Origin of the sequence: Bartonella sp. AA81SXKL, assembly GCF_042196945.1 — a bacterium.
Lineage (GTDB): Bacteria > Pseudomonadota > Alphaproteobacteria > Rhizobiales > Rhizobiaceae > Bartonella.
Map to the genome: position 1 here is coordinate 22,317 of NZ_JBHIRH010000009.1, position 24,936 is coordinate 47,252.

Below are 24,936 nucleotides of genomic sequence, written 5' to 3' on the forward strand. Positions count from 1 at the left end.
ATGATGTTATGCAACGGGGATAAAGTTCGGAAGTTGGGAATGATTAGATCATTATTTATAATAGTTTTATATATTGTTTTTTTATGTACTGCGAGAGCTGAAGAGCCCATTTTTATTGTGCCTCATCGAGCAATTTATGATTTTCATCTCGATAGTGTTTCTCATGAAATGACAATTTCTGCGATGTCAGGACGAATGGTTTACGAGCTTGCTGGTTCGGCATGCCAAGGCTATAGCACACGTTTTCGTTTCATTAGCCGTGTTTACATTGAAGATATGCCAGTACGTTTGACGGATCAACAGACGACGAGTTATGAAACAGGAGACAGCCGTACATTTCGTTTTAATATTACAGATCAAGAGGGAGAAGAGGTTGTGCATCGTGCCGAGGGAGTTGCGGAGCGTACGCAAGATGGTATTACAGTTACCTTAAAAAAGCCAAAGGAAAAAGAGTATAAGCTTGCAATGGCTGAATTTCCAATGATGCAACTAAAAAATATTATCCGCCATGCAAAAGCAGGAGATCATTTTTACAATGTTACTGTATTTGATGGGACAAATAAAGCAGATAAAGTTATAAAAGAAAGTATCGTCATAGGGGAAAAGAAGACGCTTTTATCTGATAGCGAAACGGAAAAAGTAAGAAAATTGGATGAAGAAGAATATTGGCCTGTTACAATTTCTTATTTTGATGATGGAGAAAATAAAGATGGTTTGCCGGTTTATCGTAGCAGTTTTCTCTTACATGAGAATGGTGTCATGCGTGATCTTCATATAGATTATGGAACTTTTTCAGTGCGTGCAAAATTGAACAGTCTCGAATTCTTGGAACTTGGAAAAGATCTTAATCAATGTGAAAATGCAAATATTAAATGATTAAAGAAAATAACTTGAAAAAGAATCAAATATTAGTATGTTTGCGCTATTCCACACGCGGAGTCTGGGTGTTTGCAAATGATCTGTGAGAAACTTCTAGCAAGCATCCGCCGGTAGCAGGTCTTCCTGCTTTTTCCGCGGAGGTTGAACCGGAAAGGATAAGATTTATGGCACTACCCGATTTTACTATGCACCAGCTTTTAGAAGCTGGTGTGCATTTTGGTCACCAGACTCATCGCTGGAATCCCAAAATGACTCCCTATATTTATGGTCAGCGTAATAATATCCATATTATTGACCTTGCTCAGACCGTTCCACTTTTACACCAAGCACTTAAACTTGTTTCAGATACTGTAGCGCGTGGTGGTCGTATTCTCTTTGTTGGTACGAAACGGCAAGCATCTGACATTATCGCAGATGCGGCGAATCGTTCCGCTCAGTATTACGTTAATGCACGTTGGCTTGGCGGCATGCTCACAAACTGGAAAACGATTTCCAATTCGATCCATCGTTTGCGGAAGCTTGATAAAATTCTTGCTGCTGAAGCGCAAGGCTTTACTAAAAAGGAACGTTTAAATCTTGAACGTGATCGTGAAAAGCTTAATCGTGCGCTTGGTGGTATTAAAGATATGGGTTCTGTTCCAGATCTTATCTTTGTTATCGATACGAATAAAGAAAATATTGCACTCCAAGAAGCAAAACGTTTAGGTATTCCAGTGATTGCTATTATTGATACCAATTGTGATCCCGATGACGTAACACATCCAATACCAGGTAATGACGATGCTTCACGTGCAATTTCTCTTTATTGCGATCTTTTTGCCCGTGCTGCTCTTGATGGTATTGCACGCCAGCAAGGAGCAATGGGTATCGATTTAGGAGCTCAAGTTGATGCACCTGTGGAGCCTATTTTGGAAGAAAATGCAGTTTCAGAAGTTTCTGAATAATATAAAATGCCTAATTAAGGTACTTTTATTGTCTAAAGAAGAAGTTATAGGCGTGCAGAGGGATTTTGCACGCTTTCACTGTTACAAAATAAAGAGGCAAATATGAGCATTACTGCTGCACAAGTAAAAGAACTTCGAGAACTATCTGGCGCTGGTATGATGGACTGTAAAGCCGCCCTAGCAGAGACCAATGGTGATATGGAAGCTGCTGTTGATTGGCTTCGTAAAAAAGGAATAGCTAAAGCAGATAAAAAGGCTGGTCGTACAGCAGCTGAGGGATTAATCGGAGTCGTATCAAAAGATTCACATGCAGTTTTGGTTGAGATTAATTCTGAAACAGATTTTGTTGCACGCAATGATGGATTCCAAGACATCGTGCGTAAAGTAGCAACTGCTGCCTTAGATACGTCAGGGGATGTTGAATCTGTTTCTGTTTCTCTTTATCCAGGTTCTGAGAAGACTGTAGAGCTTACAATTAAAGATGCAATTGGTACAATTGGCGAAAATATAACATTTCGTCGTTCCGCTAAATTGTCCGTTGAGAATGGTGTTGTTGCGACTTATATACACAATAGTGTGGCTGATGGGCTTGGAAAACTTGGTGTTTTGGTTGCGATTGAAACAACAGGAAATAAAGAGGCTGCTCTTGCTTTTGGTCGGCAGGTCGCGATGCATATTGCGGCAACCAATCCATTAGCACTTACAGCACAAGATGTTGATGCTGCTGCTGTTGAGCGAGAAAAAGCAATTTTTTCAGATCAAGCGCGTCAGTCTGGAAAACCTGAAAATATCATTGAAAAAATGGTAGAAGGGCGTATGCGTAAGTTTTTTGAAGAGGTTGTTTTGCTTTCTCAAGCTTTTGTTATGAATCCTGATATAACTGTTGAGGCTGCTTTAAAGGATGCTGAGAAATCAATAGGTGCTCCAGCAAAAATTATAGGCTTTATTCGTTTTGCATTAGGTGAAGGTGTGGAAAAAGAGGAGTCTGATTTTGCAGCAGAGGTTGCTGCTGCTGTAAAAGGCTAGTTATTGCAAACTCTTGATCAGAGATTTAAAGTCATATCATTGGTTGTAGAATCTCTGAGGGGAAAAATGTAATTGTTGAGAGGGCGTCACGTGAAAAAAGTGGTGCCCTTCGTGATGTCAAAAGCAAAAAGTAAATGGGCTTTTGGGGAGATTATTAATGGCATTAGCACTTCCGTATAAACGGATTCTTTTAAAGGCTTCTGGTGAAGCTCTTATGGGAGGGCAGAATTTTGGCATTGATGTTTCTGTTGTAGACCGTATTGCCGCTGATATTGCAGAAGTGCGCACAATGGGGATAGAAGTTGCGGTTGTTATCGGTGGGGGAAATATTTTTCGTGGCGTTGCTGTTGCTTCGCATGGTGGGGACCGAGTGACAGGTGATCATATGGGAATGCTTGCAACTGCTATTAACTCTTTAGCATTGCGAACATCTTTGACAAAATTAGGGGTTGAAACTGTTGTACTCTCTGCGATTGCTATGCCACAAATTTGTGAAAGTTTTTCGCAACGTAAAGCAATAGCTTATATGAATCAGGGAAAAGTTGTTATTTTTGCAGGTGGTACAGGAAATCCATTTTTTACCACTGATTCTGCTGCTACTTTACGTGCAGCAGAAATTGGTGCGGATGTCCTTCTTAAAGGAACACAAGTTGATGGTATTTATTCAGCAGATCCAAAAATAGACCCTACGGCTAAGCGTTTTGACCAATTAACACATGTTGAAGTTTTGCAATGGGGATTATCTGTTATGGATTCAACGGCGGTCACTTTAGCACGTGAGAACAATGTACCGATTATTGTGTACTCCATTCATGAAAAAGGCGGTTTGGCTAAGGTCTTGAATGGAACAGGACGCTTTACAATAGTATCGGAATAAGGGTAAGCTTCAAAGGACAATTGAAGGAGACAGAAATATGAATGTTACATCAATTATGGATGATCTGAAACGTCGCATGGATGGTGCCATTACGGCTTTTAAACATGAGTTAGGTGGTTTGCGGACTGGACGTGCATCGGCCAGTTTATTAGAACCGTTGACCGTTGAATCTTATGGTTCTGTTGTTCATATAAATCAGGTTGCTAATATTTCTGTTCCTGAACCTCGGATGCTTTCTGTTTCTGTATGGGATAAAACGATGGTCGGAGCTGTAGAGCGCGCTATTCGCGATTCTGGTCTTGGTTTAAATCCCATAACTGATGGTACGAATTTACGTATTCCTTTGCCTGAGTTGAATGAAGAGCGCCGTAAAGAACTTGTAAAAATTGCGCATCACTATGCAGAGCAAGCGCGTGTTGCTACACGTCATGTTCGTCGGGATGGTCTGGACAATTTGAAAAAGTTAGAAAAAGATGGTGAAATTGGACAAGATGAAGCCCATAGTTTGTCTGAAAAAGTTCAAAAACTCACAGATGAAACTATTGCTGATATTGATAAAATTTTAGTCGTAAAAGAATCTGAGATTATGCACGTTTAAGACGATTTTGTCGCTAGAAAAAGGATGTTATACTCCCAGCCTGTAAATTGTTTCTAGGGATAATTGTAGGGAGTGGTGTGCTCTGTGGTAGCAAGGTGTGATGCAGGAAGGTATTCTATCATTTTGATATGGGAGAGACTGATTTGAAAGGGCAGATGTTTTAATTTTTTAGTCTGCGTGATAAATCATGCGCTTTGCTGGGAGACACTATTTAACAGCATGGTGCGGTTTTTTAGTTGAGCACATCTTTGTTAAAATGCATTTAGAAATTATTCAAATATTCTAAGATGAAGGTTGGGGAAAGAATATAATGCAAAAAACAAGCCTAACCTTTCTCTTATTTCTCATTATAAAACATGTGAGTATAATTGATCAAGCAGATGTTATGTGGCGTAATTCGTTTTTTAATGACGAATAGTTGATAGAAAAGTGTTTTTATACGAAACCTCTATTAGTTAATTTGTATGGGGCAGAGGTAACTGCTTTTTCATTTTATATTTGAGAAAATATTAAAAAAATATTTTATAATTTTGACGGAGATTTTTGAAGCTGTTTTCATTGATTATTAGTTTCATAAGCGCTATCTTAGTAGACTGAATTATTTATGATAAATTATAAGAGAAATTATACAGGTATGAGATAAAAATACTGCGTAGGGGAGTTTTTCTTGCGTTAATTTTAGAGCTTGTATTTTCTATTTTTATTGTTTGGATGTTGTTTTGTCTAATTTGGTTTATCGTATTCTGACAGCTTTTGTTTTTGGCATTATTGCGTTGTATCTAACATGGTTGGGAGGAAACTTCTTTTTTTTATTTGTATGGTGTATTGGCGGTTTTGTTCTTTATGAGTGGATGAGTATTACTAAAGAGAAATGGTGTATTTTACAAAAAATATTAGCAAGTATCTTTTATTTAATCTTTGGCTTTTTTTTAGTGTTGAGTGTATCTGCTTCATTGATTTTTTGTGTTTTAATCGTTTTAGCTACAGTATTAGCTATTATATCTATAAAAAAAAGTGGTTGGGTTTTTTGTGGTTTTTTATATGCATCTTTTCCTGTTGTTGCTTTATGCTTTCTACGGGATCATGAAATGTTGGGGTTCCAAGTTGTTATTTTCTTATTTACGATAGTGTGGGGAACAGATATTGGTGGTTATTTTATCGGACGTGCATTAGGGGGACCTAAATTAGCACCACAATTTTCTCCTAATAAAACATGGTCAGGAGCACTTGGTGGTACATTTGTCGGAGTTTTCGGTGGTATATGGGTTGCTTTTGGATTTTTTGATATAAATTTAGCCAGTTTTTTTGTGCCACTCCTTACACTTGTTTTGTCAATTGTTTCACAATTGAGTGATTTAGGGCAATCATGGCTCAAAAGACGGTTTTCTGTTAAAGATTCTAGTTCTTTATTGCCTGGACATGGTGGTTTTATGGATCGTATAGATGGATTGGTAGGGGCAGCTTTTCTTCTTTATTTAATTGGTTCATTTATGTCTGATATGGATGCGCCTTTTAATCTTTTTAGTATGATCTAATTGGGAGAAGATAGTTTGGAACTTTTAAATCATATCGTCACTATGGGTGATTTTCTTTTAAGAAGTTTGAGTATTCTTTTCATCATTATGATTATCATTTTTGTACACGAATTTGGGCACTATCTCATTGGTCGGTGGTGTGGTATTAAGGCGTTAATTTTTTCGCTTGGATTTGGACCAGAAATAGCGAGTTGTACAGATAAGCATGGCACGAAGTGGCGTTTAGCACTTATCCCCTTAGGAGGTTATGTAAAATTTGTTGGGGATGAGGAAAAAATCGATACGGAATCATCCCAATCATCTCTGATTGTTGATGGTTCATTTGCTAGTGCGCATGCTTGGAAAAAAGCAGCAACTGTTTTTGCCGGTCCTTTCTTCAATGCCCTTTTTACTGTTGTTATTCTAACATTTTTTTTCTTTATCTATGGTCGTGTAGCCATTGAGCCCGTTGTTGGTTCTTTGGTAAAAGATAGCCCTGCTCTTCAATCCGGTTTGGAATTAGGTGATCGTTTTGTTGAAATGGATGGGCGACGGGTTGAAAGCTTTGAAGATTTGATGAATTATGTAGCTTTTCACGGAAGAGAACCCATAGAGTTTAAAATAGAACGCATGGGGCGATTCTTTACAACGATGATTACCCCGAAAGTCGTTGAGCGAGATGATGGATTTGGTAATCGAACACGAAGTGCTATGATAGGTGTAGGTGTTCCTGTTGATTTAAATAATCCTGCACGTTTAGATCCAACTTATATAAAACATATTCGCTATGGTTTTGTAACAGCTGTAAGAAAAGCGTCAGACCGTACTGTGTTTATCGCCACTCAAACCGTTCTTTTTATGAGTCGTTTAATAGGAGGCAAAGAGGATCGTTGTCGGCTAAGTGGACCTTCTAAAACCGTTAAAATTGCTTGGAAAGTGAGCGAGACAGGTTTTATCTCTTTATTGAATTTAGCAGCTTTTCTTTCAATAAGTGTTGGGCTTATTAACCTTTTTCCGATTCTACCGCTTGACGGTGGGCATCTTTTATTGCATGTCATTGAGGTCATTACTGGGAGGAAAATATCTGCTAAAATTCAGGGAATCGTTTTTCGTTTAGGTTTTTCCATTCTTTTCCTTTTTATGATCTTTGTCTTTTTTAATGATTATTTTTGTTGGTTTAGCTAATTAAATTATGGAAAACGCTTTATAAATTAAGTAATAATAGCAAAAACAAATTGAAGGTTGTTTACCATGTCTACAAAATGTTGTGGCATTGTACATTATAATGAGTAATTAAGGAATGAAAAGTCTCGCTGTAAAAAGGTTGTTATGGCAGTTAGCTTTTTAAGGCATCATGTCTAAGGAACGAGAGTAAGGTAAAAAAGCCAATGACTACGAATTCAAAGTTTTTAAATGCAGCATCTGTATTGGTGTTAAAGATGGGGTTGATTGCCCCAGCAACGGTTTTTATGTCAATTGCTGCGGTCGGAGAAATACAAGCGTCTGTAGTCCGCTCTATTGAGGTTCGTGGGAATAAGTTTGTAAGTTCTCAGGCGATTCGAGACAATATGGGGATTAAGGTTGGGCAAGGTGTTTCCAGTGGTGATGTTGATAGTGCTGTGAAGAACCTTTTCGAATTGGGTTTATTTTATGATGTTAAAATAAATCCGGTGGGTGATAAATTGGTTGTATTCGTAAAAGAATATGAGGTTGTCAATCAAATATTGTTTCAAGGAAATAAATCTTTTAAAGACCCAGATCTTAAGCGGTTTATTTCTTTAAAACCGAATGAGCCTTTTAATTCTGCTAAGCTTTCTGCTGATATAAATACAATTCGTGAGGCTTATAAAACTCTTGGTCGTAATAATATCACTGTTAACGTTCAAACGATTAACCTTGGAAAAGGGCGGGTTAATGTGGTATTTAATGTCGTTGAAGGGAAAAAAACAAAGATTGGTGATATCACTTTTAAGGGAAATAATGTCTTTGGAAGTCGTCGTTTGCGTGATGTGATTTCAACAAAAACTTCAGGAATTTTTTCGAAGTTGTTGGGAGGTGATGTTTACAGTGAAGAGCGCCTCGCTGTTGATGAAGAAGCTTTACGTCGCTTTTATTATAACCGTGGTTATGCAGATTTTCGTGTAGTCTCTTCTAAAGCAACTTTTGATGCAGCAAGCAATACGTATAAAATTTCTTTCGTTCTTGATGAGGGTGCGCTCTATAAAATTAGCGATATTCAGGTTGAAAGTGATGTTGATGGAATTGACGTTCAATCTGTGAAAAGGATGCTTAAAACCCAGCCAGGTAATGTTTATAGTGCAGAAGATATTGAACAGTCTGTTGCAACTATTAATAACAAAGTTGCTGATTCGGGATATGCTTTTGCTAAAGTTGAACCGCGGGGAAATCGTAATTTAGCAAATCATACAATTTCAATTTTATATAATATTGAACGGGGTACACGTGCTTATATTCAACGTATTGATATACGTGGCAATGAGAAAACGCGTGATTACGTCATTCGCCGTGAGATTGATTTAAACGAAGGAGATGCTTACAATCAAACTTTATTACAGCGGGCAAAACGTCGTCTAGAAAGTTTAGGTTTCTTCAAAGCCGTTAATATTTCAATGGTTCCTACAGATCAATCTGACCAAGTTGTTTTGGTAATAGATGTCGTTGAAGCTTCAACAGGAGATCTTTCTCTTTCTGGAGGGTATACAACAGGGGGAACAAGTCCTGGTATGTCACTTGAAGTTTCTGTTACTGAACGTAATCTTGGGGGACGTGGTCAATATGTTCGTTTAGGATTAGGTGCGGGGCAAGAAAAATCTCGTAATTATAATTTATCATTTGTTGATCCTTATTTCTTAGGGTATCGTTTATCTGCTGGTGTTGATGTTTTTCGTAGTACTTATCGTGCTGATAAAGCCTATGATGTACGGCAGACAGGTGGATCGCTGCGGTTTTCGTTACCTATTAATAATCAATTATCTGCTAATGTAGCTTATTCTTATGTGCAGGAAGAATATGATTTTGGCGGAGAGTATGATTTTGACAAAGAGAGTGACATAATAGAATTATATGGGAAATATTCTGGTGCGATTGTTCAAGCTGCAAAACACAGCCCTTGGAAACGTTCATCAATTAGTTATGGTTTCACCTATAATACGATTGATGATATGAGATCCCCCCATGATGGGTGGTACGTGCATCTGCTTCAGGAATATGCAGGGCTTGGTGGGAGTGCAAAGTTCTTGAAGACCACGGGTAAGGCGATGATGTACAAGACTCTTTCTGACCAGAAGGATATCGTTGGTTTGCTTTCCTTTGGGGGTGGTTATATCCACGGAATGGGCCGAGATGGTGTTCGTATTTTCGATATGTTTAAAGTAAATTCTGATATGATTCGAGGGTTCAAATATAATGGAATAGGTCCGCGTCAGGTTTCCAGTAAGGGTGAGGTTTATTTCTTGGGGGGAACGACATATATGAATGCGACTGCTGAAGTACAGTTCCCTATCCCTGTCGTGCCTGAAGGATTTGGGTTGCGCGGTGCTTTATTTGCGGATATTGCCACGCTTTATGGCAATAATTATAAAGCCGTTTTTAAGGGTGAACCGTCTGTTACCAATACCAAAAGTGCTTGGCGTTCATCTGCAGGTGTGAGTTTGATGTGGGATTCTCCGTTTGGTCCTTTGCGTTTTGATTATGCTTGGCCAATAACGAAGCAGGAAGGTGATCGTTTGCAACAATTGAACTTTGGTATTTCTACGAAGTTCTGATTTGAGCGATTTTAAGAAGGAAAAACTTGAAGAGAATAGCTTAAGCTGGGAGAGAAAGTGTTTTGATGGCGGATACATTTTTTTTTACGCCGTCCCGACGATTGACAGTTGCAAATGCTGCTGAGTTGACGGGTGCAAAGCTTCTTAATCCAGAGTTTTCTCATAAAGTTATCAATACTCTTTCTTCACTTGAGAGTGCTGTGGAAGGTTCGCTTGTTTTTGTAGAGCATCGGAAGTTTTCTGATGCTTTACTGGACAGTTCTGCTGTTGCTGTTTTGTGTACGAATGAGATTGTTTTTAAAGTTCCCGAAACTATGGCAATTTTGGTGACATCCACACCACAGCGTGACTTTGCTCAGATTGGTCGTATTTTGTTTCCAGATTCTGTCAAGCCAATGCCTTGGTTGGGGCAGAAGGGGATTTCATCGCATGCGCATATTCATCCAACGGCTAAGTTGGCACATGATGTGTGTATTGAAGCGGGAGCTGTTATTGGTAAAAATGTTGAGATTGGTGCAGGAACTCTTATTTCATCCACAGCTGTTATCGGTGAAAATTGCCGTATTGGATGTGACTGCTATATTGCTCCTAAGGTAACAGTTCAGTGTTCTATAATAGGTGATAAGGTTCAGCTTTATCCTGGTGTTTGCATTGGGCAAGATGGTTTTGGTTATGTTGGGGGCGTTTCTGGAATCGAGAAAATTCCACAGCTTGGTCGCGTTATTATTGAGGATGGTGTAGAAGTTGGTGCGAACACGACAATTGATCGTGGAACATTTCAAGATACTGTTATTGGTGAAGGAAGCAAGATTGATAATCTTGTACAAATTGCCCACAATGTCAAAATTGGACGCTATTGTCTTATTGCCGCTCAATGTGGCATTGCGGGAAGTACATCTATAGGGGATATGTCTCAGCTTGGCGGAAGTGTGGGAGTAGCGGATCACATCATAATAGGTAAATCTGTTCAGATTGCTGCTCGTAGTGGTGTTATGAATGACATTCCGGATGGCGAAAAATGGGGAGGTAGTCCAGCGCGACCATTTAAACAATGGTTTCGTGAAGTAGCGGCATTGCGCAGTATGGGAAAAGTTAAAAAGGAGAAACGCTGATATGATCAGCAGTGAAAAAACTAAAAACTTAGAGGCTGTCGATATTGAAAAACTATTATCAATATTACCGCACCGTTATCCATTTTTATTAATTGATCGTATCGTTGATATTGATGGTGAACAAGAAGCGATTGGTATTAAAAATATAACGATTAACGAGCCACATTTTATGGGACATTTTCCCTCAAAGCCTGTTATGCCTGGAGTTTTGATTTTAGAAGCTATGGCACAAACGGCAGGAGCAATAGCACTTTTAAATTTAGGCAATAAGCAAACAAATTTAGTTTACCTTATGACGGTTGATAATGCGAAATTTCGTAAGCCGGTTATGCCTGGTGATCAGCTAAAAATCCATGTTCAGCTTTTGAAAAAAAGATCTGGTATGAGACGTTTTTCATGTGTTGCAAAAGTAGAAGATGTTCGCGTCGCTGAAGCAGAAATTGCTGCGATGATTGTCGAAGAAGCATAAACGATATTTGATGGGAATTAAAAAATGTCCGGTACGAAAATCCATCCAACTGCTCTTGTGGAGAAGGGAGCGCAGCTTGGTGAGAATGTACGCGTTGGACCATTTTGCCATATTAGTTCAGAGGCTGTTATTGGTGATGAATGTAGTTTGACAAGTCATGTTGTAATAATGGGAAAGACAACGTTAGGAGCCAAGAGTAAAGTATTTTCTCATGCCGTTTTGGGGGCAGATCCGCAAAATAATAAACATAAAGGAGGGGCTACAACTCTTTTTATTGGTAAGAATTGTACGATTCGTGAAGGTGTAACAATGCATAGGGGTTCCGATTCGAGTGTAGGAATGACAGTTGTTGGTGATAATTGCCAATTTTTTTGTTATGCGCATATCGCTCACGATTGTTATGTAGGCAATCATGTAACATTTGCCAATAACGCAATGATTGCTGGTCATGTTACTATTGGTGATTATGTGATTATTGGTGGTGGTGCTGCTGTTCATCAATTTGTTCGTGTTGGACACCATGCATTTATCGGCGGCGTATCTGCACTGGTTGGTGATCTGATACCTTATGGAACAGCTGTTGGTGTGCAGGCAAAACTTGCTGGACTCAATATTATTGGCATGAAGCGTGCAGGACTTGAGCGTCAAGATATTCATGCACTCCGTCATGCGGTTGCTATGCTTTTTGATCATAGCAAACCATTTAAAGAGCGTGTCAGTGATGTTGCTTCTTTCTATTCTTCTTCTCAGTCTGTTTCTGAAGTTGTTAATTTTATTAAAGAAGAAGGAAAGCGTTTTTATTGCACACCAAAATTTGAAGGTGTTAGAATAAAAGAACATAAGGATTAAAAATGCCTATTTGGGGAGCCAGAAGTTTTCTTTCCGGCCGTACTGCTATTATAGCAGGAAATGGTATTCTACCGATTACTGTTGCGCAGACTCTTGAGAAGAATGGAGAAAATCCTTTTCTTGTGCTTTTGCATGGTGAGGCAGATTCTGTTCTTTATCGCTATGAGCATTGCGAGCTATCAATTGTAGAGTTAGCACGACTCGTTAAAATTTTAAAAGAGGCTGGTGTATATAATGTTGTTTTGGCAGGTGGTGTGAAAAAGCGTCCACTTCTTAAACAATTGCGACTGGACTGGACAACATTTTTAGCTCTTCCTAATTTAATCGGAGCTTTGAAGAGGGGAGACGATGCGTTATTAAAAGCTTTTATACGGGTTATTGAAGCACACGGTTTTTGTGTTATCGGTGCTCACGAAATAGTCCCAGATCTTTTAGCTCCCATAGAATTTAATTTAACAGTACGGCGCGCTACTCCAAAAGAGAAAAAAGATATTTTTTTAGCAGTAGAAGCAGCAAAGCTTTTAGGTCAATTAGATATCGGGCAAGCCGTTGTCGTTGTTCAAGGAAGGGTGGTTGCTCTAGAGGGCGCTGAGGGAACTGATAATATGTTGTGGCGTATTTGTGAAATGCGAGAAAGAGGGCAAATTCCCCTTAAAGGTGGCATTCTTGTAAAATGCGCAAAACCACAACAGGATAATCGCGTTGATTTGCCATCAATTGGGCCCGCGACAATAATGAATATTGCAAAGAGTGGTTTATCTGGTGTTGCGGTGGAGGCAAATAGAAGTCTAATATTATCGGTGAAAACAACAATAGAAAAAGCCAACAAATATTCTTTATTTATAGAGACATTTGAAAAGTTTGGTCATGAATAATTGTTTCTTAAAGATTGCAGTGGTTTCAGGTGAGGAATCTGGTGATTTACTTGGGGCCGATCTAATTTCTTGTTTATTACAACAGATAGGATGCAATATTCATTTGATTGGTGTTGGGGGGAGCCATTTAAAGGCATTAGGCTTAAAAAGCTTTTTTGATTCCCATGATATTGCTTTAATAGGTTTAAAGGAGGTGTTGAAAAAACTACCATTGTTGTTGCTACATATTCGCAATTTATCCAAATTTATTGCACAAGAACAACCTGATTGTTTAATTATTATTGATAGTCCTGATTTCACGCATCGTATTGCAAAAAAGGTACGTGCTTTAGCGCCTTCTATTCCTATCATTAAATATATTGCACCAACCGTTTGGGCATGGAGGCCAGAGCGTGCAAAAGCTATGTGTGGATTTGTTGATCATGTTTTAGCGGTTTTTCCTTTTGAAGAAAAGATTATGCAAGATTTGGGAGGCCCTGCCACGACTTATGTTGGACATCGTCTTTTGACATATCCTCCCCTTTTGAGAATTCAGTCAGAAAAAAAAAGCCAATTAGAACAAAGAAATTTGATCGATACACAAACATTATCGCCTACATTAGTTATTTTGCCAGGATCACGCAATTCAGAAATTCGTTCCTTAATGCCTATTTTTCGAGAAACAGTAGAGATTCTTGTACAACGTATTCCTCATTTACGTATTATTTTACCAACCTTACCTCATTTGGTAGATAGAATCCGGGACTTTGTGCAGGGCTGGAAAAGCAAGATAGAAATTGTAGTTGGTGAAGATGAAAAATGGCGTGCTTTTGCACAAGCAGATGTTGCTCTTGCTGCACATGGAACTGTTTCACTTGAATTAGCCTTAGCAAAAGTTCCTATGGTTCTTTGCTATAAACTTGATTTCTTTTCTAAATTATTTATTTTTCCTAAAATGATGTTATGGAGTGCTGCTCTTCCAAATATTATTGCTGATAAGCCTATTGTTTCGGAATATTTGAATGAATTAATCCGTCCTGGCATGTTAGCAAGACAGGTAGAACAACTTTTGGCTAATCCTTTATTGCGACAGGCACAACTTGATTCCTTTGAGATGGTAGAACAGAAAATGAAAACTGAAGTACCATCGGGGGTTGTTGGCGCACAAACAATTATCACTATTTTAAAAAGCAGGAATAAAATTGTATAAATAAAGCAATATTTTAATGATTAATATTTAATTTTAGCAAGAAAATTACAAGCACGTTGGCTTTTAGGATTGGTAAAAAATTCTTCAGAGGCTGCATCTTCAACAATTTTTCCATTTTCTAGAAAGAGTATTCTTTCTGAGACTTTACGTGCGAAGCCCATTTCATGGGTAACACAAAGCATTGTGATCCCTGTATCGGCCAATCGAGCCATCACTTCCAAAACTTCTCCCACACTTTCTGGATCAAGAGCAGAGGTTGGTTCATCAAAAAGCATGACTTCAGGTTCCATACAAAGTGCACGGGCAATCGCAACACGTTGTTGTTGCCCACCAGAAAGTTGTAAAGGATATTTTTCACAGTGTTTTTCAATACCAACATGCGTTAAGTAACGAATTGCCCGTTCTTTTGCTTGTTGTTTGGAAAGTCCCTGAACTGTCATAGGTGCTAAAATACAATTTTGTATAACGCTCATGTGGGGAAATAAATTAAAGTTCTGAAAGACCATTCCTATCTTACGAAGAACATTTTTTTGCTGTTGTATAGGTGCAGTATGGATATCAACGTTATGGATACAGATTGAACCTTTTTGTGCTTGTTCTAATTGATTAATGCAACGAATTAACGTTGATTTTCCTGATCCGGATGGTCCACAAATAACGATATGTTCACCAGCTTGAACATTAAAGTTGATATCATGTAGGACCTGAAAGTTTCCATACCATTTATTTAGATTTCGAATAGAGATCACTGGTTTTTTACTGGGAGAGATCGATTTATTATTTTTCAAATTCATCTTATTTTATTCTTTCATTGATGAAGAACTTGATTAATTCAACATTTTGGTTTGGTAAAGTTTTTTATGATCATTTTATTTACCGTAAATATCGAGTGAGGCGCTGCTCGATAAAAACAATAAAACGATGAATGAGTTCAACGATAAAGAGATAGATAAGAGCAGCCCAAACGTAAACTTGAAAATCGAAAGTCCGTGAATAAGCGAGTTTAGCAACCCCCATTAAATCATAAACAGTAATAAGTGAGGCAACAGCACTGGATTTAATCATTAAAATCAACTCATTTCCTAGGGGGCGTAATGCTACAATCATTGCTTGTGGAAGAATAACTCTAAAAAATGTGACAGAGTTGCTTAAACCTAAAGCTTTTGATGCTTCGCGTTGTCCAGTTGTTACGGATAGAAAACTTCCTTTAAAGATCTCAGATTGATAGGCAGCAGAATTGAGTGTAAAAATAAAAAGACAACAATACCACGCGTTTTGAAAAAACCACCATAGCCCCACTTGTTGCCAAAAACTGTTCATTGAACCAAGCCCATAATAAAAAAGAAAGAGTTGAGCTAATAAAGGAGAGCCACGGAAAAAATAGACATAAGCATTTGCAAAATATTGTAAAAATGTATTCTCTGATAGACGTGCAAAAGCGATAAGCATACCAAGAAAAAGTCCTAGAGAACAAGAAATAGAAACAAGTTCAACAGTAACAATAAAGCCATTAATAAATTTTGGTCCATAATGACTTAAAAGATCAGGATTAAAAAGAAAATAAAGCCACTCAGGAATCATTGACCTAGCACCTTTTTATAGCCTATTTGAGTGTATGTTTCCAAATAGCGTAAGATTGCAGTAAAAACCGCTGAAAATAACAAATAGAGTAAGCATGCTACAAAATAAAATAGCATGGGTTTATTGGTAGCAGCGACAGCTAGATTCGTTTGTCGCATGAGGTCAACAAGCGCGATGGTAGAAACAAGGGATGTATCTTTCAGTAAAGTAAGCCAATTATTAGAAAGTCCTGGCAAGGCATTTCGGATGAGCTGAGGGAAGACAATACGAAAAAATGTGGTTGACCGTGAAAGCCCTAAAGCTTTAGCTGCTTCATATTGACCTTTATCAAAAATATTAAATGCTCCAAGCCAAACTTCACAAGAAAAAGCTGCAAGAACCATACTAAGGGCAAGAACACCAGCAACAAAAGCATTGATACTGAACATGATTTCAAAACTAAAATAGTCAAATAAATTTTGAATAAGGCTTTGTAATCCGTAGTAAACTAAAAACAAAGTTAAAAGCTCTGGTAGCCCACGAAATATCGTTGAAAAGAGGCGTGCCATAGCTTTGGCCATCTTAATATTGGATCGAATCATCACTGCATTGAGAAGTCCTAGAGGAAATCCTAGAAGTCCACAACATAATGCCAATGACAAAGTCATTCCTGCACTGGAAAGTATAACTGCTCCCCATCCACCATTGCTAAATGATAGCAATGCTAAATTTTCAATCATTCTTATATTCCTCATGAAAGAGTTAGATAATATTTTTTAGCAATAACCAACGGGTTTTATTAAATATCATATTGATATTTAATAAACATCACTTGTAAAATATTTTCTCATAATTTTTTCATAAGTTCCATCCAAACGGATTTCTTTTATTGCTTCATTGAACTTATTTTTAAGATCATTATTATTTTGACGGACTGCAATTGCAACAGGAAATCTTGTTTCTTCTAGAGTTCCCAAGAGGAGACAACAATCTTTTCCTTCATTTTTAAGCCAATTTAATGCTTGTAATTTATCAACAATAATCACATCAAGTCGATGATTTAAAAGATCACGATTCACTTCTATTGTGGAAGGATAGAGTTTTATTTTCACCTCTTCAGAGGCAAAATGATCTTCTGCATAGAAAGCTTGTGTTGTATTTGATTGCACACCAAGATTTTTACCTCTAAAGTCTTTTGTCGAGATTTCTTTAATTCCCGAAGCTTTGGTAACAATAACAGCCAGTGCTGTATCGTAGTAAGGATCTGTGAAGTCAATTTTTTGTAAACGCTCTTGTGTGAGAGAGAGGGAAGCAATGATAGCATCATATTTTTTTGCAATAAGTCCAGGGATCATTCCCTCGAAGTCTTGTGTAACAATAGTACAATCAACATTCATTTTTTTACAGAGTGCATAAGATATATCAATATCAAGTCCCTGCAATTTATTATTTGAGTCAATATAACTGAAGGGAGGATAGGTGCCTTCACTCGCAATTTTTAATGTTTTCGCATCAGCCAATTGGGTGAATAGTGCGGCGCTTATTATAAGAGCTCCTGCTAATAGTTTCATGATGTTCTCCTATTGGATAAGCGGGCAATATGAAATCATTATGTTTTTATAATCCGTAAGCTTTTTGGGAGCAATTCAAAAATTTATTGATGTTTATTTTAGATCATTATGTTGGGCATTATTGATAAAAAAAGAATAAATATCTTATTGCTTGTATGATAGCTTAATTTTCACGAAATTTTTGATTTGAATCATTTCATGAGTAAAAACTGAGGATTTTTCTTGAAAATAAGGCTATTAAATTTGAACATAAAAAAAATTAGATTTTAATACGATAAAAATACAACCTTATTGTTGTCATTAGATTCTACAAAATGTTTAGCTCTCAAGGAGCAATTAAAGTTATTTTGATAAATGTAAATTTTCTTATAAAAATGCCGAATTTCTAATTATACCTGCATGTCCAATAAAGATTTAAAAAATACTCCTTAAATATACAGATTGAGTTTTAATTCATAGTACTATCTAATTGATATCGAAAGTAAAATATTTTCTCATAATTTTCTCATAGGTTCCATCGGCGCGGATTTCTTCTATTGCTTTATTAAAACTGTTTTTAAGATCATTATTATTTTGACGGAGTGCAATTGCAATAGGAAAATTTGTTTCTTTTAGAGTTCCCAAGAGGAGACAGCAGTCTTTTCCTTCATTTTCAAGCCAATTTAATGCTTTTAATTTATCAAAGATGATGATATCAAGCCGATGGCTTAAAAGATCACGATTAACTTCTGTTGCTGTAGGATAAAGTTTGATATTAACTCCTTCAGAGGCATAATGATCTTCCGCATATGCAGCTTGTGTTGTATTTGATTGTACACCAAGGTTTTTACCTCTAAAGGCTTGTGTTGAGATTTCTTTAATTTCCGAATTTTTGGTAACGATAACAGCGAGTGCTGTGTTGTAGTAAGGATCTGTAAAATCAATTTTTTGTAAGCGCTCTTTTGTAGGAGAAAGGGAAGAAACGATAGCATCATATTTTTTGGCAAGAAGACCGGGAATCATCCCCTCAAAGTCTTGTGTGACAATAGTACATTCAACATTCATTTTTTTACAAAGCGCATAAGATATATCAATATCAAACCCTTGCAGTTTGTTATTTGAGTCGATATAACTAAATGGCGGATAAGAAGCATCGCTTGCAATTTTCAGCGTTTGAGAATTGGCCGATAGGGTAAACAGTGTCGCGCTTATTATAAGCGCTCCTGCTAATAATTTCATTATGTTCTCCTATTAGATAAGCTGGCAAATATGAAACCATCATGAATTTTTATAATCTGTAAGCTCTTTTGGAGCAATGTAAAAAATTTATCTGTGTTCATTTTGCTATCATTATGCTGAATATCATTATAAAAAAAGTAATTTCTTTTTATCAAGTATGGGAATAAAAAACACAGGAAAGAAGGTCATCTCTTATTGATTATAGGGTGATTTTTAATAATTTTATTTAAAAATCAATAACTTATCTTTAAAAGAAAAACTATTAACTTAAATACAAAGAAAATTTCAGCTTTTAACAGAACAAAATGTAAAGTGTTTTTATTCTAACTAGAGAAGCACTTAATGTAAGCTTTTTGCAATTTTATCTGAAGAAGATAGAAAGAAAAATTCTGACATTGCTAGATTTTAATATGTAATAAGGCTTTTAAACATGGGGGAATAATAGGGAATACATTTCCATTAAAGATAATGAGGATTATAAGGTAAAATTTTCAATTTCTTTTTGCTAAATGTTTGGCTAATTTGCAGAAGAGTATTCTCAATTTCTTTACAGAGCTAAAACTTAGAATTTTTTAGTAAATTTTTATGATGATGTTATCTCTGTAGAAAGAGTTTTAAAATCACGTTTTATAAAAATTCTTAAAGGATGTTTTTTGATTACTCTCAATAAAGCTTCAGTAAATTGAAGCTTTATTGATTTCTTTTTTAATTTGCACGTTCATCTATAGGAACATAGTCACGCATAGCATAGCCTGTGTAGAGTTGTCGAGGACGACCAATTTTTTGTGCAGGGTCTTCAATCATTTCTTTCCATTGTGCCACCCACCCGACACTGCGCGCCAATGCAAAAAGGACAGTAAACATTTCAGTTGGAAAACCTAGAGCTTTTAATGTAATGCCGGAATAGAAATCAACATTGGGATAAAGTTTTTTCTCAATAAAATATTCATCACTTAAGGCAATTTTTTCAAGCTCTATTGCAATATCAAGAAGAGGGTCATCTTGAATGTTGAGTTCTTTTAAAACTTCATGACAGGTTTTTTGCATGATTTTTGCACGTGGATCATAATTTTTATAGACACGGTGCCCAAAGCCCATAAGGCGGAAAGGATCATTTTTATCTTTTGCACGTGCAATAAATTCAGGAATTCTTTTAATAGAACCTATTTCTTGTAGCATTTTTAGGCATGCTTCATTGGCACCACCATGTGCTGGTCCCCAAAGGCATGCAACACCTGCTGCAATACAGGCAAACGGATTAGCACCTGAGGATCCAGCAAGACGTACGGTAGATGTAGAAGCATTTTGTTCATGATCTGCATGAAGGGTAAAGATTTGATCCATCGCCCGAGCAAGCACAGGGTTTGTTTTATATTCTTCACAAGGAACAGCAAAGCACATATGGAGGAAATTTGCAGCATAACTAAGATCATTACGTGGATAAACAAATGCTTGTCCAATACTGTATTTATAGGCCATAGCAGCAAGCGTTGGAACTTTTGAGATAAGACGAACAGAAGCAATCATTCTCTGGTGAGGATCTGTAATATCAATAGAGTCGTGATAGAACGCAGACATAGCGCCAAGGCAGGCAACCATGACGGCCATAGGATGAGAATCACGACGGAAGCCATGGAAGAAGCGTGCAAATTGTTCGTGGACCATGGTATGCTGCATAATACATCGATCAAATTCATTTTTTTCTTGCTGTGTTGGGAGTTCACCATAAAGTAAAAGATAACAACTTTCGAGAAAGTCTCCTTTTTCAGCCAATTGATCAATAGGATAACCACGATAAAGCAATATGCCTTTATCACCATCGATATAAGTAATTTTTGATTCACAAGAAGCTGTTGAAGTAAAACCAGGATCATAAGTAAAAATATCGGTTTTTTTATAGAGAGAAGCAATTTCAATGACTTCAGGTCCACTCGTGCCTTTACGCAAGGGAAGCTCTACTTTTTTATCATTCACAATAATATATGCGTTATTCTCAGACATTCGGTATTCCTTTCAGATCCTTCACTTCTAAAAATTAAGACTCTGCTTCATCAGAGTAGGGGATGTATAACTGAAGCTTTTCTTACTTATTTAAGGGTAGATTGCCTCTAAAAGTGAGTACATGCAATCTAAAAATATTTCCTTGTTGATCATTATTACTCAATAAGAAATGTATTTCAATGATATAACATAAAAAACTCTTTTAGGGCACGTTGAGATATCTGTATAGATCCTTATTTGAGGAAATATACTCAGTGTCCATCATGGGCATATTGTTGTGATAAGTTGGTCCTTGATGCGATGAAGGGATTCATCGCGTCCTAATAAAATAAGAACATCCAAAACACCTGGTGATGTTGCACATCCTGTAAGAGCTGCGCGAAGTGGTTGGGCGATAGATCCAAATTTGAGATTCTGTGTTTGTACACAAGAGCGAAGTGTTTCATCTAGAGTTTTTGTATCCCAAGAGGGGCAAGCTTTCAGAGCAAGATAAAGATCGTTTAAAATGGTTCGTCCATTTTTATCTAAGAGTATTTGAGCTTTTTCATTAAGTTGTAAAGGTCGTTGCGTAAAAATGAAGGAGGCATTGTCAATCAGTTCGCACAGTGTTTTTGAACGTTCTTTCAAATGCGGGATTGCTTTTAAAAATTGAACACGGCGTTTTTCATCAAGTCTTTCAATAATTTGTGCTCCCCTATCGGTTTCTGGTAGAATATTAAGAGCGGCATCAAAAAGTTCTTGATCATTACTCATACGCATATAGTGTCCGTTGATGGAATCGAGTTTTTTGAGATCAAAACGAGCAGCACCTTTGTTAATATCCTCAATATCAAACCAAGAAATCATATCTTTAAGTGACATCAGTTCGTCATCACCATGACTCCAACCTAAACGGACAAGGTAATTGCGCAAAGCAGCAGGAAAATATCCCATTGTTCGGTAGGCATCAACACCGAGCGCACCATGTCGCTTTGATAATTTTGCACCGTTTTCACCATGGATAAGAGGAATATGGGCCATAACAGGAATGTCCCATCCCATTGCTTTAAAGATAATCGTTTGTCGGGCTGCGTTGGTAAGATGATCGTCACCACGTATAATATGTGTGATGCCCATATCATGATCATCAACGACAACAGCATGCATATAGGTAGGCGAACCATCAGAACGTAAAATAATAAAGTCATCGAGATCTTTATTAGGAAAACGGACATCACCTTGAACACGGTCATGTATGATCGTTTCTCCATCTTGAGGGGCTTTGATGCGAATAACAGGCTTAACACCTTTAGGAGCTTCAGAACTATCACGGTCCCGCCAACGTCCATCATAACGGGGTGGGCGCCTTTCTGTACGGGCTTTTTCACGCATTTCAGCTAACTCCTCAGGTGAAGCATAACAATAATATGCTTTGCCATTCTTGACCAACTGTTCAGCGATTTGGCGGTGACGTTCTGCACGTTCGAATTGCGAAATAGGGGCGCCATCATAACTAAGACCCATCCAGTGCAAGCCATCTATAATGGCTTTTACAGCTGCTTCTGTTGAACGCTCTCGGTCTGTATCTTCAATTCGTAAAAGCATTTTTCCACCGGTATGTTTTGCATAAAGCCAATTAAAAAGAGCAGTACGAGCACCACCAATGTGAAGGAAGCCAGTGGGTGAAGGGGCAAAACGAGTAATAACAGACACGAATATTTTCCTTTAAACTAAGATATTACTTATGGAATTTTATAGAAAAGTCATGTTAGCATAAGTGATGGGGCGTGCAATAGCCGTATTGCGAGTTAAAGTGGGGGACTGATGTTTTATAAAAGTAAAGAGGGTTTATCCGAAAAATCTGTTACAGAAAGAAAAAAGCCATGTCAGATAGGGCAGAGTGTTTTTTCTAGGTATGATGATGCAAAGAACGGTAGCTATAATCAACAAAAACTTTTTTTATTGACACTCTTAAAAGAAGTAATCATTTTTTTTCGCAAATGGTTAGAAGATTGTATTAATAAAGAAGTTTCTTTTGGTATCCTTTTTTCGCTGATTTTAGTCTTTTTTGCCCTAGGAATCATTTTCTATTTTCATTTAGAGTGGGAACCAAGTTGGGGACAATTGGGGGCGTTGGTCAGTATTTTTCTGGGAATATTCTATGTTGCACGTTTTTATCGAAAAATATGGATTCCCGTGGGGTTTCTGTTTTGTATTATATTGGGTGTTTTAGCGGCAAAAATAGAAACGTGGCGTATTGCAACACCCATGCTAAGCAGTGACATTGTCACTACATTGACGGGAAGAATTGTTTCTATTGAGTCAGGTGCCAAAGGAGGATTTCGTTTAGTTTTGGATATTTTGAATACAGAAAATCCCGTATTACGCCATAGTCTTCATCGTGTTCGTTTATCGGCAAGATATTTGCCATCTGGCTTAGCGATTGGTGATGGATTGCATGGAAAAGTTAAGATTCGTGCATTCTCTGGGCCGGTGCGTCCAGGAGGCTACGATTTTAGTTTTCATAATTATTTTAAAAGAATTGGAGCACAAGGCGTTTATTTAGGAAAACCAAGAAAAATATCCGTTTCGCAGCCTGATGGAATATTCGCTATCATTCTACAGAAAATTGAAAATTTACGCACGAAGATGACACAAAGAATCCGTATAGCCCTTGAAGGAGAAAAGGGGAGTGTTGCAGCTGCCCTCATAACAGGGCAGCGTGCTGGTATTTCAAATGAGACAAATGAAGCATTACGTACAGCTGGATTAGCTCATATTTTATCAATATCAGGTTTACATATGGCGTTGTTAAGCTGCATAGTTCTTTTGAGTATCCGTAGTTTTTTAGCATTTTTTCCAGTTTTTTCTTCCTATTATTCCAGTAAAAAATTTGCTGCTATCGTTGCTTTTATGATAACAGCTTTTTATTTGTTATTGTCGGGCTTAGCAATATCAGCGCAAAGAAGTTTTGTGATGATTGCTGTTATGTTGGTTGCTATATTGTGTAATCGCTCTGCTATAACAATGCGTAATTTTTCCATTGCAGGGTTGATAACTCTAGCGATGACACCCCATGAAATATTAGGTCCTAGCTTTCAAATGTCCTTTTCTGCGACTGCTGCTTTGATCGCTTTTTTTGATTGGTGGAGTGGAAGGTCATTTTTTCGTAAAAGAAAAACAACTCCCTCTTATGTTGGAGGAGGAGTGATAAATTTTGTTTTCTTATCGATGCTTTCAACATGTGCTTCTTCCTTTGTTGCAGGGAGTGCAAGTGGAATTTATGCTGCTTATCATTTTTCTAATATGGCATCGTTGAGCATTATCAGTAATGCTTTTGCTTTGCCTGTCATCTCAATTTTTGTCATTCCCTTTGGATTAATCGCAGTTCTTGCAATGTTAGGAGGATTCGAATGGCTTCCTCTTCAAATTATGGGTTTTGGAGTTGATCTTGTAATAAAGATTGCACATGCTATCAAGGCTATTTCTCCTGATTTGAATCCTGGTTTTATGCCGTTATCAGCGTTAGTTTTATTGAGTATAGGCTTGGTTGGACTGACTTTTTGCAAAACACCCATCCGGCTCTTTTTTAGTTTGTTTATTTTGGCAGGTATTTCTATTTGTGTAATGCATTCACCTGTACAACTGATTATAGCAGATAATATGCGTCTCGTGGGCGTTATCCATGATAAAAAGTTATATATTGATCGTTACCATATTTCTAAGTTCACGACATCCATATGGAAAAAGTCATTTCGTGTGAAGGAAACGATTAAACCAACAAAATATGGTCCTTCGTTGCACGGACAATTTATTTGTGATTATCATGTATGTACATCTTTATTGGATAATGGATTAAAAGTGATCGTTTTACAGAGAGAAACAGGTCAATGTGTAGAGGCAGATATTCTCATTCAGACATTTGTGATGCATAATCCAACTTGTTACAAGAAGGCAAAAACAATATTTATACCTCAACAATTGTTATCACGAGGAAGCGTTATGATGACCAAAGGTGGAGATATTATTTGGTCTTCGCTAGGGTTTCATAGACCATGGAATATGCACAGACAGCGTTCATAAAAACATATAATCAGTCATATTTTGCTTCACATTTGGATAATGACAAAACAAAAAATAACAGAAGACTTTTCTCATAATATTTTACGGTATTTAAATTGGTAAGTTTATCAACGTCATTGAAATGAGATAATAATCTACAGTTTTCTAGAAATAGATGATTTTTTATATCTGATCATTTTAATTTTTTCAAAAAAATTGATATGTGCATTTTTGTGCATCCTATTGATAGCACAAAATAAATCAAAAATTCTTATTGAATGAGAAAAATGCTAACAAATATTCTCAAAGAAATAAAAAAGATAATTGTTGATTATTCTATTTTATTCTTATCATATATTTCTATAACGAGTAACATCTCTTCAAGCAAAAGATGATGGTCAATTTAAATAGATTGCGTCAAGAGGTTA

At 37.1% G+C, this 24,936-nt stretch carries 21 protein-coding genes; 14 read left to right on the forward strand and 7 right to left on the reverse strand.

The window, feature by feature from the left end:
* The first annotated feature begins 39 nt into the window (after positions 1 to 39).
* From ACFINZ_RS05880 to lpxB, 13 genes are all read left to right on the forward strand, one after another.
* On the forward strand, positions 40 to 876 hold the full coding sequence (locus ACFINZ_RS05880; protein WP_375632770.1) for a cell envelope integrity EipB family protein: 837 nt from the start codon (positions 40 to 42) through the stop codon (positions 874 to 876).
* Positions 877 to 1,043: 167 nt separating this feature from the next.
* Entirely contained in the window at positions 1,044 to 1,823 is a 780-nt protein-coding gene (gene rpsB, locus ACFINZ_RS05885) for a 30S ribosomal protein S2 (protein WP_273788135.1), read from the forward strand.
* Between the two features lie 102 nt (positions 1,824 to 1,925).
* Positions 1,926 to 2,849 (forward strand): translation elongation factor Ts, encoded by a 924-nt coding sequence (tsf, locus tag ACFINZ_RS05890; RefSeq protein WP_375632772.1) that lies wholly within the window; start codon positions 1,926 to 1,928, stop codon positions 2,847 to 2,849.
* Positions 2,850 to 3,006: 157 nt separating this feature from the next.
* Positions 3,007 to 3,726: a UMP kinase gene (pyrH, locus tag ACFINZ_RS05895; RefSeq protein WP_273790666.1), complete on the forward strand. Its 720-nt coding sequence runs from the start codon at positions 3,007 to 3,009 to the stop codon at positions 3,724 to 3,726.
* A gap of 37 nt (positions 3,727 to 3,763) precedes the next feature.
* On the forward strand, positions 3,764 to 4,324 hold the full coding sequence (gene frr / locus ACFINZ_RS05900; RefSeq protein WP_375632774.1) for a ribosome recycling factor: 561 nt from the start codon (positions 3,764 to 3,766) through the stop codon (positions 4,322 to 4,324).
* A gap of 719 nt (positions 4,325 to 5,043) precedes the next feature.
* Positions 5,044 to 5,859: a phosphatidate cytidylyltransferase gene (locus ACFINZ_RS05905; protein WP_375613469.1), complete on the forward strand. Its 816-nt coding sequence runs from the start codon at positions 5,044 to 5,046 to the stop codon at positions 5,857 to 5,859.
* A gap of 15 nt (positions 5,860 to 5,874) precedes the next feature.
* Positions 5,875 to 7,023 (forward strand): RIP metalloprotease, encoded by a 1,149-nt coding sequence (locus ACFINZ_RS05910; RefSeq protein ID WP_375634732.1) that lies wholly within the window; start codon positions 5,875 to 5,877, stop codon positions 7,021 to 7,023.
* A gap of 203 nt (positions 7,024 to 7,226) precedes the next feature.
* Positions 7,227 to 9,623, forward strand: coding sequence for an outer membrane protein assembly factor BamA (gene bamA, locus ACFINZ_RS05915; protein WP_375701226.1), 2,397 nt, complete (start codon positions 7,227 to 7,229; stop codon positions 9,621 to 9,623).
* A 65-nt stretch (positions 9,624 to 9,688) separates the two neighbouring features.
* Positions 9,689 to 10,735: a UDP-3-O-(3-hydroxymyristoyl)glucosamine N-acyltransferase gene (lpxD, locus tag ACFINZ_RS05920; protein WP_375612127.1), complete on the forward strand. Its 1,047-nt coding sequence runs from the start codon at positions 9,689 to 9,691 to the stop codon at positions 10,733 to 10,735.
* A 1-nt stretch (position 10,736) separates the two neighbouring features.
* Positions 10,737 to 11,204 (forward strand): 3-hydroxyacyl-ACP dehydratase FabZ, encoded by a 468-nt coding sequence (gene fabZ, locus ACFINZ_RS05925; RefSeq protein ID WP_375612128.1) that lies wholly within the window; start codon positions 10,737 to 10,739, stop codon positions 11,202 to 11,204.
* A 24-nt stretch (positions 11,205 to 11,228) separates the two neighbouring features.
* A complete protein-coding gene (gene lpxA / locus ACFINZ_RS05930; RefSeq protein WP_375609506.1) occupies positions 11,229 to 12,053 on the forward strand; it encodes an acyl-ACP--UDP-N-acetylglucosamine O-acyltransferase in 825 nt (274 codons plus the stop codon).
* A 2-nt stretch (positions 12,054 to 12,055) separates the two neighbouring features.
* Positions 12,056 to 12,928 carry an LpxI family protein gene (locus ACFINZ_RS05935; RefSeq protein ID WP_375701227.1) on the forward strand — a complete coding sequence of 291 codons (873 nt, stop codon included), beginning with the start codon at positions 12,056 to 12,058 and terminating at the stop codon, positions 12,926 to 12,928.
* On the forward strand, positions 12,921 to 14,117 hold the full coding sequence (gene lpxB / locus ACFINZ_RS05940) for a lipid-A-disaccharide synthase (RefSeq protein ID WP_375634731.1): 1,197 nt from the start codon (positions 12,921 to 12,923) through the stop codon (positions 14,115 to 14,117). The genes ACFINZ_RS05935 and lpxB overlap by 8 nt, the downstream gene beginning before the upstream one ends.
* 20 nt (positions 14,118 to 14,137) lie before the next feature.
* On the opposite strand, the gene ACFINZ_RS05945 is transcribed toward lpxB, so the two are convergent.
* The 7 genes from ACFINZ_RS05945 to gltX form a co-directional block, all read right to left on the reverse strand.
* Entirely contained in the window at positions 14,138 to 14,911 is a 774-nt protein-coding gene (locus tag ACFINZ_RS05945; RefSeq protein ID WP_375634730.1) for an amino acid ABC transporter ATP-binding protein, read from the reverse strand.
* A gap of 79 nt (positions 14,912 to 14,990) precedes the next feature.
* On the reverse strand, positions 14,991 to 15,698 hold the full coding sequence (locus tag ACFINZ_RS05950) for an ABC transporter permease (protein WP_375632788.1): 708 nt from the start codon (positions 15,696 to 15,698) through the stop codon (positions 14,991 to 14,993).
* Positions 15,695 to 16,417 (reverse strand): ABC transporter permease, encoded by a 723-nt coding sequence (locus ACFINZ_RS05955; protein ID WP_375632790.1) that lies wholly within the window; start codon positions 16,415 to 16,417, stop codon positions 15,695 to 15,697. Before ACFINZ_RS05955 ends, ACFINZ_RS05950 begins: the two co-directional genes overlap by 4 nt.
* A gap of 78 nt (positions 16,418 to 16,495) precedes the next feature.
* A complete protein-coding gene (locus ACFINZ_RS05960; protein WP_375632791.1) occupies positions 16,496 to 17,248 on the reverse strand; it encodes a transporter substrate-binding domain-containing protein in 753 nt (250 codons plus the stop codon).
* Between the two features lie 465 nt (positions 17,249 to 17,713).
* Positions 17,714 to 18,466 (reverse strand): transporter substrate-binding domain-containing protein, encoded by a 753-nt coding sequence (locus ACFINZ_RS05965; protein WP_375618360.1) that lies wholly within the window; start codon positions 18,464 to 18,466, stop codon positions 17,714 to 17,716.
* A gap of 705 nt (positions 18,467 to 19,171) precedes the next feature.
* Positions 19,172 to 20,467, reverse strand: coding sequence for a citrate synthase (gltA, locus tag ACFINZ_RS05970; RefSeq protein ID WP_375618359.1), 1,296 nt, complete (start codon positions 20,465 to 20,467; stop codon positions 19,172 to 19,174).
* A 261-nt stretch (positions 20,468 to 20,728) separates the two neighbouring features.
* Positions 20,729 to 22,159 carry a glutamate--tRNA ligase gene (gene gltX / locus ACFINZ_RS05975; RefSeq protein WP_375701228.1) on the reverse strand — a complete coding sequence of 477 codons (1,431 nt, stop codon included), beginning with the start codon at positions 22,157 to 22,159 and terminating at the stop codon, positions 20,729 to 20,731.
* A 111-nt stretch (positions 22,160 to 22,270) separates the two neighbouring features.
* Between gltX and ACFINZ_RS05980 the strand changes: the two genes are divergently transcribed.
* Positions 22,271 to 24,529 carry a ComEC/Rec2 family competence protein gene (locus ACFINZ_RS05980; protein ID WP_375632796.1) on the forward strand — a complete coding sequence of 753 codons (2,259 nt, stop codon included), beginning with the start codon at positions 22,271 to 22,273 and terminating at the stop codon, positions 24,527 to 24,529.
* The last annotated feature ends 407 nt before the right edge of the window (positions 24,530 to 24,936 follow it).

Excerpts from the sequence above, each read along its gene's own strand:
- ACFINZ_RS05945 (WP_375634730.1), bottom strand. The coding sequence starts at position 14,911 with ATGAATTTGAAAAATAATAAATCGATCTCTCCCAGTAAAAAACCAGTG.
- ACFINZ_RS05980 (WP_375632796.1), top strand. The coding sequence starts at position 22,271 with ATGTTTTATAAAAGTAAAGAGGGTTTATCCGAAAAATCTGTTACAGAA.
- rpsB (WP_273788135.1), top strand. The coding sequence starts at position 1,044 with ATGGCACTACCCGATTTTACTATGCACCAGCTTTTAGAAGCTGGTGTG.
- fabZ (WP_375612128.1), top strand. The coding sequence starts at position 10,737 with ATGATCAGCAGTGAAAAAACTAAAAACTTAGAGGCTGTCGATATTGAA.
- ACFINZ_RS05880 (WP_375632770.1), top strand. The coding sequence starts at position 40 with ATGATTAGATCATTATTTATAATAGTTTTATATATTGTTTTTTTATGT.
- tsf (WP_375632772.1), top strand. The coding sequence starts at position 1,926 with ATGAGCATTACTGCTGCACAAGTAAAAGAACTTCGAGAACTATCTGGC.
- pyrH (WP_273790666.1), top strand. The coding sequence starts at position 3,007 with ATGGCATTAGCACTTCCGTATAAACGGATTCTTTTAAAGGCTTCTGGT.
- lpxA (WP_375609506.1), top strand. The coding sequence starts at position 11,229 with ATGTCCGGTACGAAAATCCATCCAACTGCTCTTGTGGAGAAGGGAGCG.
- ACFINZ_RS05960 (WP_375632791.1), bottom strand. The coding sequence starts at position 17,248 with ATGAAACTATTAGCAGGAGCTCTTATAATAAGCGCCGCACTATTCACC.
- gltA (WP_375618359.1), bottom strand. The coding sequence starts at position 20,467 with ATGTCTGAGAATAACGCATATATTATTGTGAATGATAAAAAAGTAGAG.
- ACFINZ_RS05950 (WP_375632788.1), bottom strand. The coding sequence starts at position 15,698 with ATGATTCCTGAGTGGCTTTATTTTCTTTTTAATCCTGATCTTTTAAGT.
- bamA (WP_375701226.1), top strand. The coding sequence starts at position 7,227 with ATGACTACGAATTCAAAGTTTTTAAATGCAGCATCTGTATTGGTGTTA.
- ACFINZ_RS05935 (WP_375701227.1), top strand. The coding sequence starts at position 12,056 with ATGCCTATTTGGGGAGCCAGAAGTTTTCTTTCCGGCCGTACTGCTATT.
- ACFINZ_RS05965 (WP_375618360.1), bottom strand. The coding sequence starts at position 18,466 with ATGAAATTATTAGCAGGAGCGCTTATAATAAGCGCGACACTGTTTACC.
- frr (WP_375632774.1), top strand. The coding sequence starts at position 3,764 with ATGAATGTTACATCAATTATGGATGATCTGAAACGTCGCATGGATGGT.
- lpxB (WP_375634731.1), top strand. The coding sequence starts at position 12,921 with ATGAATAATTGTTTCTTAAAGATTGCAGTGGTTTCAGGTGAGGAATCT.
- ACFINZ_RS05955 (WP_375632790.1), bottom strand. The coding sequence starts at position 16,417 with ATGATTGAAAATTTAGCATTGCTATCATTTAGCAATGGTGGATGGGGA.
- lpxD (WP_375612127.1), top strand. The coding sequence starts at position 9,689 with ATGGCGGATACATTTTTTTTTACGCCGTCCCGACGATTGACAGTTGCA.